The 18668-nt window shown below is 61.4% G+C and carries 21 protein-coding genes; 4 read left to right on the top strand and 17 right to left on the bottom strand.

Annotated elements, in window-relative coordinates:
• Positions 1-51: 51 nt before the first annotated feature.
• Both MHY22_RS09745 and MHY22_RS09750 read right to left on the bottom strand, forming a co-directional pair.
• Positions 52-945, bottom strand: coding sequence for an alpha/beta hydrolase (locus MHY22_RS09745; RefSeq protein ID WP_239279099.1), 894 nt, complete (start codon positions 943-945; stop codon positions 52-54).
• Between the two features lie 40 nt (positions 946-985).
• Positions 986-2920 (bottom strand): M13 family metallopeptidase, encoded by a 1935-nt coding sequence (locus MHY22_RS09750; protein WP_239279100.1) that lies wholly within the window; start codon positions 2918-2920, stop codon positions 986-988.
• A 42-nt stretch (positions 2921-2962) separates the two neighbouring features.
• Here MHY22_RS09750 and MHY22_RS09755 point away from each other — a divergent pair, with 42 nt between their 5' ends.
• Positions 2963-3544, top strand: a complete 582-nt coding sequence (locus MHY22_RS09755) for a hypothetical protein (RefSeq protein WP_198492341.1) — start codon at positions 2963-2965, stop codon at positions 3542-3544.
• On the top strand, positions 3545-4396 hold the full coding sequence (locus tag MHY22_RS09760; RefSeq protein ID WP_239279101.1) for a PrsW family intramembrane metalloprotease: 852 nt from the start codon (positions 3545-3547) through the stop codon (positions 4394-4396). It begins immediately after the preceding gene.
• A gap of 82 nt (positions 4397-4478) precedes the next feature.
• Here MHY22_RS09760 and MHY22_RS09765 read toward each other — a convergent pair whose 3' ends face one another.
• From MHY22_RS09765 to betA, 14 genes are all read right to left on the bottom strand, one after another.
• A complete protein-coding gene (locus MHY22_RS09765) occupies positions 4479-4796 on the bottom strand; it encodes a multidrug efflux SMR transporter (RefSeq protein ID WP_005323220.1) in 318 nt (105 codons plus the stop codon).
• Positions 4793-5152 (bottom strand): multidrug efflux SMR transporter, encoded by a 360-nt coding sequence (locus tag MHY22_RS09770; protein ID WP_239279102.1) that lies wholly within the window; start codon positions 5150-5152, stop codon positions 4793-4795. Before MHY22_RS09770 ends, MHY22_RS09765 begins: the two co-directional genes overlap by 4 nt.
• Complete coding sequence (locus tag MHY22_RS09775; RefSeq protein WP_239279103.1) at positions 5149-5460, bottom strand: MGMT family protein; 312 nt, start codon at positions 5458-5460, stop codon at positions 5149-5151. Before MHY22_RS09775 ends, MHY22_RS09770 begins: the two co-directional genes overlap by 4 nt.
• A gap of 5 nt (positions 5461-5465) precedes the next feature.
• Entirely contained in the window at positions 5466-6293 is an 828-nt protein-coding gene (locus MHY22_RS09780) for a VOC family protein (RefSeq protein ID WP_239279104.1), read from the bottom strand.
• Positions 6294-6578, bottom strand: coding sequence for an RNA-binding S4 domain-containing protein (locus MHY22_RS09785; RefSeq protein WP_005323225.1), 285 nt, complete (start codon positions 6576-6578; stop codon positions 6294-6296).
• Positions 6579-6613: 35 nt separating this feature from the next.
• Entirely contained in the window at positions 6614-7549 is a 936-nt protein-coding gene (locus MHY22_RS09790) for an esterase (protein ID WP_239279105.1), read from the bottom strand.
• On the bottom strand, positions 7542-7871 hold the full coding sequence (locus MHY22_RS09795; RefSeq protein WP_005323228.1) for a YbjQ family protein: 330 nt from the start codon (positions 7869-7871) through the stop codon (positions 7542-7544). The genes MHY22_RS09790 and MHY22_RS09795 overlap by 8 nt, the downstream gene beginning before the upstream one ends.
• 9 nt (positions 7872-7880) lie before the next feature.
• Entirely contained in the window at positions 7881-8555 is a 675-nt protein-coding gene (locus MHY22_RS09800) for a LysE family translocator (protein WP_239279106.1), read from the bottom strand.
• A gap of 136 nt (positions 8556-8691) precedes the next feature.
• Positions 8692-8895, bottom strand: coding sequence for a hypothetical protein (locus MHY22_RS09805; RefSeq protein ID WP_239279107.1), 204 nt, complete (start codon positions 8893-8895; stop codon positions 8692-8694).
• A 495-nt stretch (positions 8896-9390) separates the two neighbouring features.
• Positions 9391-11283, bottom strand: a complete 1893-nt coding sequence (locus tag MHY22_RS09810; RefSeq protein WP_239279108.1) for a cation-translocating P-type ATPase — start codon at positions 11281-11283, stop codon at positions 9391-9393.
• Positions 11280-11639 carry a helix-turn-helix transcriptional regulator gene (locus tag MHY22_RS09815; RefSeq protein ID WP_049377085.1) on the bottom strand — a complete coding sequence of 120 codons (360 nt, stop codon included), beginning with the start codon at positions 11637-11639 and terminating at the stop codon, positions 11280-11282. The genes MHY22_RS09810 and MHY22_RS09815 overlap by 4 nt, the downstream gene beginning before the upstream one ends.
• 82 nt (positions 11640-11721) lie before the next feature.
• Positions 11722-11964: a hypothetical protein gene (locus tag MHY22_RS09820; protein WP_370658851.1), complete on the bottom strand. Its 243-nt coding sequence runs from the start codon at positions 11962-11964 to the stop codon at positions 11722-11724.
• Positions 11965-12218: 254 nt separating this feature from the next.
• Positions 12219-12347: a hypothetical protein gene (locus MHY22_RS09825; protein WP_049358964.1), complete on the bottom strand. Its 129-nt coding sequence runs from the start codon at positions 12345-12347 to the stop codon at positions 12219-12221.
• Between the two features lie 181 nt (positions 12348-12528).
• The gene (gene betA, locus MHY22_RS09830; RefSeq protein WP_198492330.1) at positions 12529-14304 is read right to left on the bottom strand and encodes a choline dehydrogenase; all 1776 of its coding nucleotides are present in this window, start codon (positions 14302-14304) and stop codon (positions 12529-12531) included.
• A 333-nt stretch (positions 14305-14637) separates the two neighbouring features.
• Here betA and betT point away from each other — a divergent pair, with 333 nt between their 5' ends.
• Both betT and MHY22_RS09840 read left to right on the top strand, forming a co-directional pair.
• Positions 14638-16887 carry a choline BCCT transporter BetT gene (gene betT, locus MHY22_RS09835; RefSeq protein ID WP_239279109.1) on the top strand — a complete coding sequence of 750 codons (2250 nt, stop codon included), beginning with the start codon at positions 14638-14640 and terminating at the stop codon, positions 16885-16887.
• 45 nt (positions 16888-16932) lie between these two features.
• Positions 16933-18510, top strand: coding sequence for an aldehyde dehydrogenase family protein (locus tag MHY22_RS09840; protein WP_239279110.1), 1578 nt, complete (start codon positions 16933-16935; stop codon positions 18508-18510).
• 71 nt (positions 18511-18581) lie between these two features.
• On the opposite strand, the gene MHY22_RS09845 is transcribed toward MHY22_RS09840, so the two are convergent.
• Positions 18582-18668 (bottom strand): IS3 family transposase (locus tag MHY22_RS09845; protein WP_239230518.1); only part of this gene is annotated, 87 nt, incomplete at its 5' end.

Consider the following 18668-nt stretch of genomic DNA (forward strand, 5'->3'; position numbering starts at 1 on the left):
GCACCCTTGTTGAAACTAGTTCCCTTTTAGTATAGAACCGCCAGGAACCTCTTATTTTTCTAGCTCGCCTGCCAGAAACGCCGCCGCATCCCGCACGCGCTGCCGCGCCACCGCCGGGGTGGACACGCGGTGGGTGGAAACATAATCGCGCGCGGCGGCACCGGGCACGGAAACACGCGCGGCAATCTCATCCTCGGTGGCGGTCTGCACGAAAGTGTGCGGACCAAGCTCAGATAGGTCCGCTGGGATGCCGTATCCGGCGCGCAGGTCCTCCGGCAGATTTGCCAGGGCACCGAAGTCGGGGAAGGTGAGCAGGAGGGCGTCGGCAGGCGCCAGCGCCGCCAGCGCCCCGCCGGAGGAATAACCCCAGGTAGTAACGCTAGAAGCACCCTGCGCGCGGGCATAGTCGATGGCTTGCTGCACGGCAGTGACCATCTCCGCCACGGTGTGCTCGGGGGCAAGCGGATAATCCACGTCGATAATGGTGGTGCCGGATAGCTGCGCGGCGGCGGCTACCTCGGGGCGCCACTGCATCTCCAGCGCTTGGCCATCGCCGCGCCACCAGCCGCCCGAATGCAGCGACACCGCCCACCGGCCGGTGGGCGTGCTGGGCCGGAAAATGGCACCCACCTCGGACTCTTCTACGCTAATGCCTTCCGTGTACGCAGTACCTGGCAGCGCATGATCCACCGCAGTACCGAGCACCATCATTGCCGCGTGGGTGATTCGGTCCGGCAAGAGCGCGCAATATTGGTCCGCCTCAGGGGAGCCGCCCCCGGCCCACGGCGGGCGAAAATCCGGGGTGTCATAGTGGGCATCGATATAGGCAACAAGCTGCTCGAGCTGTTCCTTTTCCTCCATCTGGCGGTCTTGGCCACCGATGTGCCATTCCTGGCCGGGCTCCAGCGGGCGGTGCGGGTCCTGGTTAGCATCTGCGTTAGTCATGCCACCGAGCCTACGCGCACCGCCTACCGGCTAAAAAGGGCTACCAGATGGTGACGCGGTCCTCTGGCGCAATGTACATGGCGGAATCCTCCGCTACGTCAAAGGCCTCGTAGAACTCCGCAATATTGGCCGCGATGAGGTTGCAGCGGAACTCCGCCGGCGAGTGCGGATCAATAGCCAGGTACTGGGTAGCCATCTCCGGGCGGATGGCGGTGCGCCACACGCGGGCCCAGGATAGGAAGAAGCGCTGCAGGCCGTTATAGGTGTGCTCGGCCAACTCCGGCTCGGCGCCGTCTACCTCGAACTTCTCCTCCTTGCCCTGCAGGTCAATGCCCTTATCGGCGCAGTAGTTCTTGAAAGCCACCACAGCGATACCCAAACCGCCCAAGTCACCGATATTCTCGCCCAGGGTGAAGCTGCCGTTGACACCGGTGGAGTCGATGCCGGCTTCCTTGAGCACCGTCGGTACCTGGCCGTTGAACTGCTCCACCAACTTGGCGGTGAGCTTGTCAAAGGCCGCGCGGTCCTCCTCGGACCACCAGGAATTCAGATTGCCCTGGCCATCAAATTGCGAGCCCTGGTCATCAAAGCCGTGGCCAATTTCGTGGCCGATGACGGCACCGATGGCGCCGAAGTTTTCTGCGGCATCAGCATCCGGGTTATAAAACGGCGGGCGCAGGATGGCGGCCGGGAAGGTGATGTCATTGACTACCGGGTTATAGAAGGCGTTGACCGTCTGCGGGGTGGTCACCCATTCATCGCGGTCGGCCGGCTTACCAATCTTGGCCAGCTCAAAGTCATGGGAGAAGGCGGAGCCGGCGCGGGCATTGGCCAGCAGGTCCGCGCCCTTGCCAGAGACCTCGAGGCCGGAGTAATCGCGCCAGGAATCCGGGAAGCCAATCTTGGCCTTGAACTGGGATAGCTTTTCCAGCGCGCGCTCGCGGGTGGCCGGCGTCATCCACTCCAGCTGGGAAATGCGCTCACGGTAGGCGGCGATGAGGTAGTCCACCAGCTCATCCATCTCGCGCTTGGAAGAGGCCGGGAAGTGCTTATCCACAAATACCTGGCCAATCTCTTCGCCAACGAGGGACTCGGCCAAGCCCACGGCGCGCTTCCAGCGGTCGCGCTGCTGGGTAGCGCCGGAGAGCTTGGTGCCATAGAACTCGAAGTTCTTCGCGCCTACTTCCTCCGGCAACAAAGCCGCGCGGGAGCGCAGGATGTGCCAGGTGGCCCACAGCTGCCAATCGGCCATGCGCGCGGTGGTAAAGAGGCGCTCGAAGTGCTCGAGGTAGGACGGCATCATATTGACCACGCGGTGCTCTGGCAGGTTGCCGCCGGAGAGCAGAGCACGGGTCATGGTGGGCAACTCGCTAAATTCGCAGGGGTTATAGGTCTTAACCGCATCGCGGGTGGAGACCACGTCCCAATGGCCAGCGGCCAGCTCCTTTTCCAAGCCGACGATGCGATGGGCGGCTACCTCGGCGCCCAGGCCAAAGAGGCGGGCTGGGTCGAGGAATTCCAGCATCTCGGCCACGTGCTTTTCATAAGCGCTCAGCGTTTCCGCGTGGGCTTCCTCGCGGTAATAAGCCTCATCCGGCAGGCCCAGGCCGGATTGGATGACATAAGCAATGGCGTCCTCGGAACCGGAGTCCTTGGATACCCAGAAGGTCACCGGGGAGCCGACGCCGGTGCGCTCAAGTTCACCCAGGCGCTGCGCCAGTTCCTCTGGGCCGGCCGCGCTCAGGCGGTCCAGATCCGCGTCCAATGGAGCCATGCCGGCCGCGTTGACCCCCTCGGTATCCATAAAGGAGGCATAGAGCTTGCCCGGGCGGCCGGTGTCCTTGTCCACGATCTCGTGCACGAGTTCCTCCGCCTCATCGCGCAGCGCGTGGAAGGTGCCATCCACGCCGCGATCATCGGGAATGACGTGGCTTTCCAGCCAGGGTCCATTGACTAGTTGATAAAGATCTTTCATGCTTGCCACTCTAGGTCAAAGCAGCAAGATAAGGTGTGGGCTATGGAATTTTATCGCTTTCCTCCAGCGCATCCGCGGCGCCTTTTCCTCGCCGTTATTGCGTTCGTGGCGGTGGTTCTCGCTCTGCCCACAATTGTGCAGGCGGCGCTGGCGGATTCCTCCGCAGACGTCGAGCAGGTCACCCTGACCGAGCCCAGCCAGGACTGGGAGATTGACGTTCCCGATCTCTACTGCGAGCGAGATTATGAATCCCTCGCCAGCATCGGCTGGATCTGCGGCGATGTCAGCGTACAGGCCACCCTCACCGAGGATGCCAAGGACGATGCCACCACCTTGCGCCGCATGGTCCGCGCCCTCGCCATGACTTCCCTGCCGGCCGACGCCCCTACCTTCGACGGCACGAATGGAGCACTCCTGCTTGCCGACGCCCCCTCCTCCACCGCCGCCCTCTCCCTCGACGGCACCGGCGAAGACGAAAACAAAGATTGGGTGGTCACCGTGACCGGAAAGGGCGATCAAGCCCGAGCCACCACCTCGCGCATCTGGCATGCCTTCGGCCAAGAGGAATTACCCGCCGATGCTGATGCAGAATTCGCTGACTTCTCCGGGGAGTTGATGTACTAGATGTCCAAGCTCTTTCGCACCACGCTGTGGATCCTCTCCGGCATTGGACTCATCGCGTTCTTGGTCCAGACGCTGAGCACATTCTTAATCTCTCCCCTGATGGGCCTGCTCAGCCTGCTTATCGCCGCCGTGCTCGTAGCGTTGGTCATCTACCTGCTGCAACGCAGCCCCATGTGGGCACGCCCGGCGCGCCTGTGGGCCCTACTGGCTTTCCTTTGGGGCGGCGGGGTGGCCGTAGCCCTAGCGCTTATCAGCTCCGGTCCTATCATGCAGCTCGCTATCGGCACCGGCTGGGTCGATGCCATGATGTCCTGGAGCGGCGCCTACCCAGAGGAAATCTCCAAGGCCACCGGCGTTATCTTCGTGCTCATGTCCTTCCGCCAGCTCAACCGCCCCTGGCATGGCTGGACGGTGGGCGCAGTGGTGGGCCTAGGCTTCGAGGCCTGCGAAAACATCCTCTACGGCGCCATGGGTGCCACCATGCACCCCAATAGCGATATTCAGGGCCTATTTGAGATGTGGGGACTGCGGCTTATCGCCGGCCCTGGCCTACACGTCTTGCTCACCGCGCTGGCCGGCTGGGGCATCGGCTGGGCGCTCTATGCCGCCGGCAAACCGCTGTGGTGGCGCATCGGCGTCTTCCTCGGCTGCCTCGCCGCCGCTTTCCTCTTGCACTTTTGCTGGAACTATCTGCACGATTCCGAGGTGGCAGCCATCATCCAGGCCGTCACGGTAGCGCTTATCCTCTACCCGCTGAGCATATGGCTGGTGCTGCGCGGCAATAAGCTCGCCAGGTCCGATGAAAGCTATAGCCACAGCACTGCCGACGACGCCCTCGCCTACATCCGCTAGAGCTCGCCGCCTTCATACAAAACAAGCACGTTTCGCCCTTTTCATGCTCCGTGAGAGACGAAACGTGATTGTTTTGTCAATGCTATGCCCCGGCTTCTACGAGCAGCACTCCCCCGACAATGAGCACCACGCCGAGGGATTTCAGCCAGGTAAATGGCTCCTTGAATAGGAGGTAGGAGGCAATGGCGGTAAGCGCAACGCCAGTGGCAGCCCAGATGCCGTAGGCCACGCCCAGATCCATGCCGGCCTTGAGCACGAGCGCCAAGAAGCCGTATGCAGAGACATAGCACAGGGCAACGAGCGCCACCCAGAAGCGGCGGCCGGTTACCGCGGACATGCGCAGGCACAGCGTGCCGGTGACCTCAATGGCGGTGGCGAGGAAAAGGAGGAACCAGATCATTGCGGCGCCACCTCCACGGTGCGGTCGTGGTCCTTGTCCGGCTTAGCGCCCATTTCTACGCAGAAGACGCCGCCCATAATGAGCGCGATGCCGGCGAGTTTTACTGCGCCGAGCGGCTCGCCAAATAGCGCGGCGGAAAGCAACGCGGTGGAAATGACTCCACCAGATGCCCAGAGACCGTAGGCCACGCCCACGTTGACGCCTTCTTGCATCACGCGGTGCAGGAGCACAAAAGCAAGGATGAAGCAAAAAGCGGCCACGCCGTAGATCCAGAAATGATCCACTGCGTATTTCAGCGCGACGGTTCCCACGACTTCGCTGCCAATCGCGAGAAAGAGAATGACCCAGGCCCTCACTCCATCAACTCCTGTAATTCGCGGGCGTCGATTCCGTGCTCGTGCATTTTAACGCGGCCGTTGGCGTGCGCGATGGCCTCGCGATCCCAGAACTCCGCGGCGCGGGCGGGATCGTGGGAGGCGCCATCGGCGCGGACAACGCGCCACCAAGCGGTAGTGGCACCGGCACCGTGGCGCTTTAACACGGTGCCGACGTTGCGCGCACCGCAGCCAGCCACCTTGGCCACCTCGCCATAAGAGGTGACGTTGCCGGGTGGGATTACGGCAACGACTGCTAATACGCGCTTGACCAGAGGCGACTCACTCATCGCAATTATTGCGGGTCGAGTCCCAGCACGTCATCCGACTCGGTGGGCTCTTCTTCGGGGGCGTCTTCGACCTCGGTGAGGGTTATGGTTGCACCGGTGGAATCGGCCAAAAGGCACATGCGGCCAAAGGGCGAATCCCACGGTTCGCGGATGACCTCGCCGCCTAATTCCACGACCTTTTTCGCAGCGGCGTCGATATCGCGCACGCCCAAATAGGTCTGCCAGAAGCTTGGCACCTGCGGCGGGAACTGCCCCTCGGCGTTCCACAGGCCGGCAAACGGCGCGCCGTCTTCTTCTGCAGTGGCGTAAATGAAGTTCTCATCCTCGGACTGCATGGCGCGGATTTCCCAGTTGAATAGCTCGCCATAAAAATCCATCGCGCTCTGGAAGCCCGAGGTTGCGGTGAGCTCGTGCCATACCGGGGTGCCGGGCTCGCCGGCAGCGACAAAGTGTTCTGGGCCGGCGGGTTGGATGAGGCCGAACATGCCGCCGGCGGCGTCGGCAAGCAAAGCCATGTGTCCTAGCTGCACCTGCTGCGGCTCCACTAGGATGCGCCCACCCAGGCTCTCGGCGCGCTGGCAATCGCCCGCGATGTCCTTGGAAAGGAAGTAGGTCACCCACGTATCCGGCATGGGGGCCTCTTCCGGTTGCGGGATAAGCCCGGCGATGGGCAGGCCCTGCAGGCGCGCCATCTGATACGGCTTTTCCTCCGCGGACTCGGCGGAAACCTCCCAGCCCAGCACCTGCTCATAAAAGTGCGCGGACTTGCGCGGGTCCGAGGTGGTCAGGTCGATCCAGTAGGGCATGCCCACTTCAGCTTCGAATGCTGGCATCTACATATTCCTCCACTTTTCCGGATCAAAGTCATCGTCGGCCGTGGCTTCATCAAAGTAATCATCGTCATCGTCCGGCTCGCCCACGCGCGCGCAGGCATCCTCGATGCATACCTCATCGCCTGGGTGGAGCATGGCGCCCCGGCGCGTCTCGGGCTCGCCATTGACCGTAACTACGCCTTCTGCGATGAGCTCTTTGGCCTCGCCGCCGGTAGCCACCAAGCTGGCCAGCTTGATGAACTGGCCCAATTTGATGGAGTCGCCGTTGATAGGAATGTCTAGCATGCCGCCCAGCTTACCCAGCCCGCGCGCGGCTATCGCTACGGGTGGGCGATATGGAAGAAGTCCAGCACCGTATCGGTGGTCCACTCCGCTTTCACCAAACCGGAATGGTCCGTAGCCCCGCCGTTCCACGTGTGCGTGCCACCGTGGATGGTGTACTGCTCGGTGCGTGCATCACATACCCGCCAGGTGAAGTGCTCCACCGCTTCTTTCCGACGCCGCTTTGGAAACGGATTGCACCCATTCTCCCTCGCGATTCCGCGTAGCGATTGCTTCACCGAGCGGTAGTGCGCGCCGTGCTGGTGCCCGCCACCGTATTTCATGAGCACGTCCTCGGTGCCGTGAATATCCAGGTAATCGGTGGGTTCGCTGGTGCAGTCCTTTTCCACGCGGTCATACTTGGCCGCCGAGACCGTCGCCACCGCATTAAACAGTCCCGGCCGCTTGCAGGTCACCGCGCGGACGAATCCGCCACCATTGGAAAAGCCCACGCCATAGGTGGTATCAGAGGCGGGATAGTGGCGGCGAACGAAATCGATCGTGTCATCGACGTATTTGAGGTCATCGTCCAAGCTGGTTACCGCATACGGTGCCGGCGCCCATGCCTTGCCCGCGCCTTGGACGAAGACCGTGATGGCATCGCCCTGGGAGAGGTCGGTGCCTTTGAACATATTGCCGGCGTCCATCTCATAGCCGTGCATCGCCACGACCACGGGCAGGCGGTGGTGCTTATCCGCATTAAACGGCACGTGCACCACAAAACTGCGATGATTTTGCAGGTTAATGATCTGGTACTGGCCATTGGCCGTTGTGCCTTGGTCCGGCAGCGTGGTGATATAGCCATCGGCCGCGCCTTGCGATTCATTCGGCACGCTGCCCGGCCGCGGCGGTTCTTCCCCGCACCCTGCCATGAGCCCAGCCGCCGCGCATAACCCAGCACATAGGGCCAGTGCTTTCTTGCCTACCTTAATCACGGGCGCGCAGCTTCACCGCCGTGCCGGTCGCCGTGACCATCAACATGTCATTCGAGGTGCCCATGGGCGAATAATCAAAGGCGATGCCCACCACGCCATCCGCCCCGAGTTCCTGCCCGCGGCGCCACAGCTCATCGAGTGCCGCCTCGCGCGCTTTGATGGCCTCGCTTTCGTATCCAGCGGAACGCCCACCGGTGATATTGCGGAGGGATGCCCCGAAATCCTTCAGCATATTAATACCGATGACGGTCTCCCCGGCGATAATGCGGATATAGTCCGTAATCTCATAACCATCAACGGTATTAGTAGTGGTAAAAATCATGGACCCAGATTACATGGCTATAAGGCCACGCACTCCTTCAAAAAGGATGATGATGCCCAGCAGCAGGAAGACCACGCCGCTGACAATATCCACCCAGGCGGAATTCTTGGCCATCCACTTCGAGACCGCGCGGGTACTTAAAGCCACGCCTACAAAGAGCACGAGGCTTTCCAGAATCAATACGGCACCCACCATGAGATTGGCGCCAATGCCCATGCCGGGGTCGATGAAATTGGCAAAGATAGCGCCGAAGAAAATGACCACCTTGGGGTTCGAGAGATCGCAGATGAATCCCATGCGATAGGCGGTGGCCGCCTTGATAATGCCGTCCGGCGTAAACCCGCGCGGCTGCGGGACGCGGGTTTCGGTGCCCACTACGGTTGCGGGTGCGCGGCGCTCCTTAATGCCACCGGTAATGGCGGTATAGGCCATCCACAGCAGGTAACAGCCACCGAGAACCTGCAGCGCCACGAGGATGCCAGGGTGCGCAGAAATCAGCGCGGATAGCCCCGCCAAGGAGGCCACGGTCCAAATGGTAAGGCCGGTGGTACTACCAAGCGCCGCCCAGACGGCTGCGCGCGTAGAGCGCGCACCTAAGCGAATGATTTGCACTACGTCTGGGCCCGGCGAGGCCATCGCCGCGAACCACACGCCCATTAAGGTCACCAGGGCGCTAATAGCCACCTAACACCTCCATACTCGCATACGATTGGATTAACACATGCCACTATAAGAACCCTCTCACCTGCAGCGAAACAGGTAAGTTCTGTGATGTAGGTAGCTCCTATATCAGCTCTTTTATAGAAATCCACTACCTGTACTAACCGAAGAGCTCGAAAGCGCCCTCCACGACCATAATGAATCCCAGCACCGCAAAGATAAGACCAGAAACGATATCGATGGTCGCGAAATGATGCGCAATCCAGCGCGATGCCGCGCGCACAATGAGCGCAAAAGTAGAAAACCGCGTCACGGACATCGCCACGAGGATTACCGCCACCGCAACGGTCCACGTGGGCGACATATCGGGGCGAATAAACTGCGCGAAAACTGCGCCGAAGAATCTGCATCTAGTCGGTTACGGCAACTGGAATGGCGAGGGCTCGGTAATGCTGATGAGGGTGGGGTCCTTTGTCAAACACACTGCCCAGGTAGTCGCAGGCTGTGTCGATGAGACTCGGCGACACTCCGAATGGATGTCCGCGGTATCAAGGCCGCTGAACTATTCAAGTTGCGGGACAAAAAGAGTCTCGCAGTGACGCTTGGTCCCTGAGCAAGTTCGATCCTTCCACGATCTGCGCTGGAGACGCCGAGCGCTCGGGGCCCTTGACCGGCTGGGGCACGTGCCGGGTGGTGGCTCGCCCACAGCCCCCATGCCCACACGCACCGAGAAGGGACAGGTCACCGAGTACGGTCCCGATTCCACGGAGACGGACCGTGAACTCGAATGACGTGCCTGGCCCAAGGTGTGTCCGCTCGGCGTGTGGTTTAACCCTTATGAGACTTGCCGGTCGCAGCCTCAGCGCTTCGCTTGCGCAGCCCGCAGGCCGTTCAAGATCACGATCACTTCGGCGACCTCGTGAACCAACACGACGGCGGCCAGACCCAGCACGCCGCTGATCGCCAGTGGCATCAACACGATGATGATGGCCAGAGACAGCACGATGTTCTGGTTGATGATCCGGCTTCCTCGGCGGGCGTGCTGCAGCGCCTTCGGGATTAGCCGGAGGTCGTGGCCGGTGAAGGCGACGTCAGCAGACTCGATCGCGGCGTCAGAGCCGGTCGCTCCCATCGCTATGCCCACCGTCGCACCCGCCAGTGCCGGCGCGTCGTTGATGCCGTCGCCGATCATCGCCGTCGGCGTCTTGGAGGAGAATTCGGCGACGATGCTTGCCTTGTCCTCAGGGCGCAGCTCGGCGCGCACGTCGTCGATTCCGGCGATTCCAGCCAGCGCCCGGGCGGTGCGAGTGTTGTCGCCGGTGAGCATGCTTACTTCCACATCGTTGGCGTGCAGGGCCTGCACGGCTTCGGGCACCTCGGGCCGCAACTCGTCACGGACCCCGATCGCCCCGGCGAGGGCGTCATCGACGGTGACCAGGACGCAGGTCTGGCCCTCGGACTCCATGCGCTCAACGTCCGCTTTCAGTGGCCCGGCGTCGATCCATCGGGGGCTACCCACCAGCACCCGTCGGCCTTCGACGGTGCCGCCAATGCCATGCCCAGCTTCCTCGCTGATGTCCGAGGCGGTGGGTGCTTCGGGCCCCGCTGCCGCGATCGCCGCGGCGAGGGGGTGTGTCGATTGCTGCTCAACTGCCGCCGCGAAGGAAAGCACCTGCGCCCGATCGAATCCGTCTGCCGGGACCACTCCGGTAACCTCAGGCTGGTTGCGGGTAAGGGTTCCGGTTTTGTCCACTGCCAGGTGACGGATGCCGCCGAGTCGCTCGAACGCCGCCCCGGACTTGATGACCACTCCGAACTGGCTGGCCGCGCCGATCGCGGCCACGACCGTCAGCGGCACGGAGATTGCCAGCGCGCACGGCGACGCTGCGACCAGGACTACCAGCGCACGGGTGATCCACCTCTCAGGGTCGCCTAGCAGCGAGCCGATCACACCGACCAGCACCGCCAGGATCATCACCCCGGGCACTAGGGGTTGGGCAATCCGGTCGGCGATCCGGGCGCGGTCGCCCTTTTCCGCCTGCGCTTGCTCGACCAGGTCCACGAGTGTGGTCAGCGAGTTGTCCGTTCCAGCTGCGGTCGTCTCGACCTCCAGCACCCCGGCGGAGTTGATCGCTCCCGCAGGCACTTCGTCGCCGGGCGCAACCTCCTCCGGAATGGATTCTCCGGTGATCGCTGAGGTGTCAAGGCTGGAGCGCCCGGATCGAATGATGCCGTCCGTGGCGATCCGCTCCCCGGGGCGCACGAGCATTAGCTCGCCAACCTCGAGGTCCTTCGCTTCGACCTCGGCCGCTGTGCCGTCGCGCAGCACCGTCGCGGTCTGCGGTACCAGCTTCAACAGCGCCCGCAGTCCGCCTTGGGCCCGGTCCATCGCCTTGTCTTCCAGTGCCTCGGCGATCGAGTACAGGAACGCTAGCGCCGCGGCCTCTCCGACGAATCCGAGGAGCACCGCGCCGACCGCGCTGATCGTCATTAGCAAGCCAATGCCGAGCTTGCGCTTCGTGACAAGGTTCCGGATCGCTCCAGGCGCGAACGTGTAAGCGCCCAACAGCAGGCCAACCCAATACAGTACCGTCGCGGGCGTCTCCAAGTCGGACCAGTCCAGCGCCAGTCCTGTTATGAGGGCTACGCCGGAGAAGATCGGCAGCAGTAGCTCAGGGTCCTTCCACCATGGCCGATCGAGCTCGTCAATCTCCGTGCCGGTTTCGTGTTCGCATCCACATGCTGAACTCATGCGTTCGTTCCTTTCTCGCCGCAGTCGGGCACCGAGCACTCAGTGTCGATACAGGGGGCATTCTCGTCGACGGCCAGCGTCGCGTGGACCAGCGCTTCGAGCGCTGCCGCGAGGTGAGGATCGGCGATTTCGTAGCGGGTCTTGCGGCCCTCCGGCTCAGCTACGACAATGCCACAATCGCGCAGGCAGGATAGGTGGTTCGAGACGTTCGAGCGGGTCAGATCCAAGCTTTGCGCGAGCACGGCCGGGTAGCTCGGACCGTCTAGTAGGGTTAGCAGGATTCGGGAGCGCGTCGGATCAGCCATGGCCCGGCCGAGCCGGTTCATGACGTCGAGGCGCGAAGCAATAGTCAGCATGCGCTGAATTATACAGTATGCGATGAACTATTTAAAATGGGCTGAACTAACAGTCACGCGAAAGTCCTGCCACCTGCAAGAATTAGTCGATGGGATAGCCGATGACTGGTCCTTCACGGTTCAGCTGCCAACTCAACGCGGGGGCGACATGAGCGGCGAAATTCTCCAGAATCTTCACGTGGATGTCCACACCCACCCCTGTGGGGATGGTGATGAACAGGGTGTCGGCGGACATGACGGCGGCGTAGGTGCGGCCAGCGACACTGACACCAGGTTCTCCATCAAGGGCTAGACACTCACGAACATTGCGTACGGGTCGAACCACACGTAGCGAAGCTTTCTAATAGCCAAATGACTAACTCTTTTCGCTGGTATCCGGGAATGATACTTCCTTGAAGTCCGCAGTGTTGGCTACCCCGCGTACGAAGTACTGGCACTGCTGCTTGGAAACCACTTTGGTCTACGAAGACATAGCCCTTCAAGCTACATCGCAGGAAAATTCCATTTCACGGTCGGTATGGGCCTTTTGCAGTTGGTTAATTCGAAATTCGTTCACCATCTCCTTAGCCACCCGCACGATTAACGCGGTGTTTCGCCATCTTCGCGCGAGGCGAGTAGCTCCTTTAAGTGCGCATCGATGTCATCGAGCCTTTTAATAACGGCAACGGCGAAAACGATACTAATGACTAGAGCGATAATGCTGAGCATTAATGCCTTCCTTTACTCTGGCGCCCCATTACAGTGGACCTGGTTCCTTGCGAGGCGATTAAATCATGGTTCTGGTCAGGCGGAGGGGGTACGCGGTGGGAAAGGGGGACGTCGGCAAGCAAAAGCGCCGCGCTCCCAGGGACGGGGAACGCGGCGCTACAGCCATCCGGCGCGAGGGTGCTTAGTGGTCAGCGCCCTGGATGGAGTGCTTATGATCGCGGACTGCTTCGCCCTCAGCGTAGAGCGGCATATCCTGCTTGGCCTTGTACCACTCAGCGTGGTTCGGCTCGAGCGGGGTACGGCCGGCGATGAGGTCGGCAGCCTTCTCGCCCACCATCATGGTTGGGGCGTAAATATTTCCGTTGGTCACGGACGGGAATACGGAGGCATCCGCAATGTAGAGGCCTTCGACGCCCCATACACCCATGGTGTCTGGGTTAACCACGGCCATAGGATCGGACTCCGCGCCCATCTTGGCGGTGCAAGATGGGTGCAGCGCGGTCTCGCCGTCGTTGCGGACCCACTCCAAGATCTCCTCGTCGGTCTGGACATCCGGGCCCGGGCTGAACTCCCGGGCACCTACCTCTTCCATAGCCTTGGTATCCAGCAGGGAGCGGGCAACGCGTACGGCCTCAACCCACTCGCGGCGGTCCTGGTCGGTCTTCAGGTAGTTGAAGAGGATGGACGGCTTGTCGTGGATATCGGCGCTCTTGATGTGAACGTGGCCCTTGGTATCGGAGAACATCGGGCCAACGTGCCACTGGAAGCCGTGCTTGACGTCCGCCTTCTGGCCGTCATAACGCACGGCCATCGGCAGGAAGTGGAACATGAGGTTCGGGTAGTCCTCATTCTCATTGGAGCGCACGAAGCCGCCGCCCTCGAAGTGGGAGGTAGCAACCGGGCCCTTGTGGGTCAGCAGCCACTGCAGGCCCATGAACGGCCAGCGCCACTTATCCAGGTAAGGCTGGGAGGACGCGGTGGACTTGGTGGTCTCATACTGGATGTAGACCTCGAGGTGGTCCTGCAGGTTCTCACCCACACCTGGCAGGTGCTTGACGACGTCAATTCCGTGCTTCTCCAGAATCTCACGGTCACCAATGCCGGAGATCTCCAGCAGCTGCGGGGTGTTAATGGCACCGGCGGACAGCACGATCTTTTCGGCATAAACGCGGTGAACGCCGCCCTGCCACTCGTACTCGACGCCGACGGCCTTCTGGCCCTCGAAGAGGATCTTGGTGGTAAATGCGCGGGTGCGGATCTCGAGGTTCTCGCGATCCATATTGGGGTAGAGGTAGGCACGGGCAGCGGACCAGCGCTTGCCGTTCTTAATATTGCGGTCGAACGGAGCGAAGCCTTCCTGGCGGTAACCATTGACGTCATTGGTCAGGTTGTAGCCGGCTTCCTGCACAGACTTGAACAGGGCCTGGAAGAGCTCGGAGGTAGCCGGACCGCGGGAGAGGTACAGCGGGCCATCGTGGCCACGGCGCGGATCGTTCGGCTCGGCCGCAGCAGCGGTTTCCATACGGTTGAAGTACGGCAGGCAGTGGGCGAAGTCCCAGTTCTCCATGCCCGGGTTCTGGCCCCACTTCTCATAGTCCATCGGGTTACCGCGCTGGTAGATCATGCCGTTGATGGAAGAAGATCCGCCGAGAACCTTGCCGCGGGCATGATAAACGCGGCGGCCGTTCATCTCCGGCTCCGGATCGGACTCGTACATCCAGTCATAGTTCTTTGCACCGATTGGGAAAGAGAAACCGGACGGCATGTGAATGAACAGATCCCACAGGGAATCTGGGCGGCCAGCCTCAAGGACCAGCACGCGGGTGTTCTTGTCTTCGGTCAGGCGTGCGGCGATGACGGAGCCTGCGGAGCCGCCGCCAACGACAACTACGTCGCTTACTTCATCGGTGACCTTTTTAGCGGAGCGCTTCTTGGTCAGCTTGTCCATAAAACCCATAAATCCCCTTCTTTCTGTGAAATATTTCACACGTCAAGATTGCCCCACCGGAAGTGAAAATATTGTAATTTATACAAAAGTCTGTATTTATTCACATCGCCTTATGTGCGGGCACTATCTCCAGAGTACACATCCCTCTAGAAGTTTGCCCATCTTAATGTATATTTACCTTGTCCGGATGGATGTCTCTGGAGATGAAATCCGAAGTCTTTGCGCATAGTTCGCCCGAATATGATTCATTTCACTCACCTATCTCTCCCTGCGATCTTGTGAGCATTTTGGGGCACCCGTGCGAAAGATTCGGCCCAAACCAACCAACAATAGGAGAAGTAGATGGCTAACTTTGACCCTCACGATCCTGAGGAGTCTCACACTTCAAGTAAAGACCCCCAACAAGGGGGTAAAAACACCTCTCTCGCAACCCCGTCCGGGGAGACCAAAAAGCGCAGCCCGCGCTACCAGGTCCGCGCCCTCGTCGGCAGCTATAAGGCCGAAACCGGCGACGATGTAGGCGCGGGCGAGGTCCCCGCCCCCAAGACCAACTGGCCGGTATTTATCATCTCCGGCGTCCTCATTATCGCCATGGCGCTCTATGCCGGGCTCGGCCGCGATTCCGCGGCGGAAACCCTGGCTAGCGTCACCGGCTGGATCGGCCACAACCTCGGCTGGTTCTATGTCCTTACCGCCACCATCGCCGTGGTCTTCGTGCTCTATATTGCCTTCTCCAATGCCGGCAATATCCGCTTAGGCCCAGACCACTCACGGCCGAAATTCAATACCTTCTCTTGGGCGTCCATGCTCTTTGCCGCTGGCATCGGCGTGGACCTCATGTTCTTCGCCGTGGCCGAACCGGTCACCATGTACATGCAGCCACCGGTGGGTGACGGCGAGACCATGGAAGCCGCCAAGGAAGCCGTGGTCTACGCCATGTTCCACTATGGCCTGACCGGCTGGGCCCTCTATGCCCTCATGGGCATGGCCTTCGGCTACTTTGCCTACCGCCTCAATATGCCGCTGGCTATTCGCTCCGCGCTCTACCCGCTCATCGGCAAGCGCGTGCACGGCCCTATTGGCTCCGCTGTCGACATCGCCGCCATGCTGGGCACCGTCTTCGGTGTGACCGCCTCCCTGGGTATCGGCGTGGTGCAGCTATCCTACGGCATTCACCTCATCTTCGGCTTTGAGCAGGGCTTCGGTCTGCAGGCCGCGCTCATCATCATCGCCATTACTATTGCGACCCTCTCGGCCGTATCCGGCGTGGATAAGGGCATTCGCTTCCTCTCCGAGCTCAACGTCTACCTGGCCATCGCGCTGATGGTTTACGTCGTCGTCTTTGGCAAGACCGCGTACCTCTTCGATGCCATCGTGACCAATATCGGCGACTATGTCTCGAAGTTCCCATCTTGGACCATGGAGACCTTTGCCTTCGCCGAGGACCAGGCGGCCGCCGATACCTGGATGCAGTCCTGGACCCTCTTCTTCTGGGCATGGTGGATTGCTTGGGCGACCTTCGTTGGTCTCTTCTTGGCCCGCATCTCCCGCGGCCGCACCCTGCGCCAGTTCATCTTCGGCACCCTCACCTTCCCGTTCCTGTTCATCCTGATGTGGATGTCCTTCTTCGGCAACACCGCCTTGGACATGGTCCGCTCCGGTGACTACCCCGAATTCGCCGAAAATGCGATCAACGTCCCTGAGCAGGGCTTCTACGATATGTTGCAAGAGTTCCCGGGCTCTGCCATCGTCATTTTCTTGACCACGTTCATCGGCCTGCTGCTCTACATCACCTCGGCCGACTCCGGCGCGTTGGTGATGTCCAACTTCACCTCCCGCATTACCGATAACCGCCAGGACGGTTCCCGCTGGCTGCGCATCTTCTGGTCCGTGACCGTGGGTGCACTGACCCTGGCCCTGCTGCAGATCGATGGCATTGCCACCGTGCAGTCCGCGACCGTCGTCATGGGCCTGCCTTTCGCGTTCGTGGTTTACCTCATCATGTTCTCGCTGTGGAAGTCTCTGCGCCTGGAAAATATCCAGCGCGAGGCCCGCACCACCGCTATGCATGGCGTGATTTCTTCCCGAACCGAGCGCGAACCGGCCAACGCCGACCTCTGGAAGAGCCGCCTCGACCGCGCCAATACCTTCCCCTCCAAGCAGGAGATGGATACCTACCTGCGCGAAACCGCTACCTACGCCCTCCAGCAGGTGGCAACGCACATGCGCAGCCGCGGCTACGATGCCCTCTTGCTCACCAGTGAGCTTCCCGACGTCGAACTTCCCCAGCTCGACCTCGAAGTTAAGCTGCACAATGAGCGCATGTTCCGCTATCAGCTCTTCCCGGTTGCGGCCGAGCGCCCCGACTTCAGCACGGGCGAAGGAGACCAATACTACCGCCTCGAGGTCTACGATATGACCGGTTCGCTGGGCTATGACGTCTACGGCTATTCCGAGAACCAGATCATTAATAACGTGTTGGATCTCTACGAGCGTCACCTGGCCTTCCTGCACATGCAGCAGACCCAGCCGGGCGATTCCGATGTCTCCGATGGCGCCGAGCCCGAGCGCACTTGGCGCGAAGATAGCTAAGCTGGCCATTACAACTACCTCTATGAGAGAAAGGTTGCTTTTCACTTGAGCACCCAGAACACTTTGTTCGACCCCACCCAGACCGAGCTGCTGAAGGGCGTACATGCCGACGGCGCCCCGAAGTCCCTTTTCATCAACGGTAAGTGGGAAGCCGCCCAGAGCGGCGAGACCCGCACCATCATCTGCCCGGCCGATGGCTCCACCGTCGGCCTCGTTTCCGAGGCCTCCGACGAGGACACCGAGCGTGCCATCAAGGTTGCACGTGAAACCTTCGACAACGGCGAGTGGGCCAATACCCCAGCCGCCGAGCGCGGCAAGCTCGTCATCCGCGTGGCCGATTTCATCCGCGAGCACAAGGAGCTTTTCGCTCAGGCCGAGTCCGCCGATACCGGCAAGCGCTACGAGGAATCCCTTGGCGATATGGATGACATCGCCAACGCCTTCGAGTTCTTCGGCACCCTGGCCCAGCACCAGGCCGGCCGCGTAGTCGACCCGCAGGATCCCAACCTGCGCTCGCGCATCGACGCCGAGCCCGTTGGCGTCTGCGGCCTGATTACCCCGTGGAACTACCCGCTGCTGCAGGTCTCCTGGAAGGTGGGCCCTGCCCTGGCCGCCGGCAATACCTTCGTCCTCAAGCAAGCGGAGCTCACCCCGCACACCGCCATGCTGCTCATGGCCGCCCTCAAGGAATGCGGCCTGCCGGACGGCGTAGGCAACCTCATCACCGGCGCTGGCGCTAACTGCGGCAACCCGCTGTCCCAGCACCCAGACGTGGACATGGTCTCCTTCACCGGCGGCTTGGTCACCGGCAAGATCATCGCTAAGAATGCAGCCGAGACCGTCAAGCGCACCGCGCTCGAGCTCGGTGGCAAGAACCCGAACGTCATCTTCGCCGATGCCGACTTCGACGTCGCCGTGGACAACGCCCTCAATGGCGCCTTCTTCCACTCCGGCCAGGTCTGCTCCGCAGGCTCCCGCATCGTCGTGGAAGAGTCCCTGCACGATAAGTTCGTCGACGCCTTGGTAGAGCGCGCCAATAAGATCAAGATCGGCGGCCCGACCGACGAGAAGGCCGAGACCGGCCCGCTCATCTCCGCCGAGCACCGCGAGAAGGTCGCCGCTTACGTAGACAAGGCACGCGAGCAGGGCGCCAAGATCCTTACCGGCGGCCGCGTTGCCACCAGCGAGGACACCAACGGCCAGCACGGCACCGGCACCACCGACCTGGGCGCCGGCGTCTACTACCTGCCGACCATCATTGATGGCGCTACCCGCGAGATGGATTGCGTCCACGACGAGGCCTTCGGCCCGACCGTGACCATCGAGACCTTCACCACCGAAGAGGAGGCCATCGCCATCGCCAACGACACCGAGTACGGCCTGGCTGGCGCCGTCTACACTTCCGACGCCGGCCGCGCCGAGCGCGTTGCCCGCGCCCTGCGCCACGGCACCATCTGGATCAACGACTTCCACCCATACCTGCCGCAGGCAGAGTGGGGCGGCTACAAGCAGTCCGGCAACGGTCGCGAGCTTGGCCCCACCGGCTTGGCTGAGTACCAAGAGCACAAGCACGTGTACCAGAACCTCTCCCCTGCCGCTTGGGATCAGTTCGGCCTGCAGTAACTAAGCCAGCCATATAACAGTCAGCCCCCGCGCTCTTTGAACTGGCCCCCGAAAGTTGGACTGGTTTAATTCTAGGCGGTTAGGGCTTCAAGGGTCTGATTTCGATATTGCATCGGGGTCAGGCCCTTGAGTCGTTGTTGGATGCGTTCGGTGTTGTA

Source organism: Corynebacterium sp. ACRPO, from assembly GCF_022347205.1.
Classification (GTDB): Bacteria; Actinomycetota; Actinomycetes; order Mycobacteriales; family Mycobacteriaceae; genus Corynebacterium.

Excerpts from the sequence above, each read along its gene's own strand:
- MHY22_RS09760 (WP_239279101.1), top strand. The coding sequence starts at position 3,545 with ATGTCCAAGCTCTTTCGCACCACGCTGTGGATCCTCTCCGGCATTGGA.
- MHY22_RS09755 (WP_198492341.1), top strand. The coding sequence starts at position 2,963 with ATGGAATTTTATCGCTTTCCTCCAGCGCATCCGCGGCGCCTTTTCCTC.
- betA (WP_198492330.1), bottom strand. The coding sequence starts at position 14,304 with ATGGGTTTTATGGACAAGCTGACCAAGAAGCGCTCCGCTAAAAAGGTC.
- MHY22_RS09825 (WP_049358964.1), bottom strand. The coding sequence starts at position 12,347 with ATGCTCAGCATTATCGCTCTAGTCATTAGTATCGTTTTCGCCGTTGCC.
- MHY22_RS09775 (WP_239279103.1), bottom strand. The coding sequence starts at position 5,460 with ATGAGTGAGTCGCCTCTGGTCAAGCGCGTATTAGCAGTCGTTGCCGTA.
- MHY22_RS09815 (WP_049377085.1), bottom strand. The coding sequence starts at position 11,639 with ATGCTGACTATTGCTTCGCGCCTCGACGTCATGAACCGGCTCGGCCGG.
- MHY22_RS09765 (WP_005323220.1), bottom strand. The coding sequence starts at position 4,796 with ATGATCTGGTTCCTCCTTTTCCTCGCCACCGCCATTGAGGTCACCGGC.
- MHY22_RS09795 (WP_005323228.1), bottom strand. The coding sequence starts at position 7,871 with ATGATTTTTACCACTACTAATACCGTTGATGGTTATGAGATTACGGAC.
- betT (WP_239279109.1), top strand. The coding sequence starts at position 14,638 with ATGGCTAACTTTGACCCTCACGATCCTGAGGAGTCTCACACTTCAAGT.
- MHY22_RS09805 (WP_239279107.1), bottom strand. The coding sequence starts at position 8,895 with ATGTCGCCCACGTGGACCGTTGCGGTGGCGGTAATCCTCGTGGCGATG.
- MHY22_RS09780 (WP_239279104.1), bottom strand. The coding sequence starts at position 6,293 with ATGCCAGCATTCGAAGCTGAAGTGGGCATGCCCTACTGGATCGACCTG.
- MHY22_RS09810 (WP_239279108.1), bottom strand. The coding sequence starts at position 11,283 with ATGAGTTCAGCATGTGGATGCGAACACGAAACCGGCACGGAGATTGAC.
- MHY22_RS09745 (WP_239279099.1), bottom strand. The coding sequence starts at position 945 with ATGACTAACGCAGATGCTAACCAGGACCCGCACCGCCCGCTGGAGCCC.
- MHY22_RS09785 (WP_005323225.1), bottom strand. The coding sequence starts at position 6,578 with ATGCTAGACATTCCTATCAACGGCGACTCCATCAAATTGGGCCAGTTC.
- MHY22_RS09750 (WP_239279100.1), bottom strand. The coding sequence starts at position 2,920 with ATGAAAGATCTTTATCAACTAGTCAATGGACCCTGGCTGGAAAGCCAC.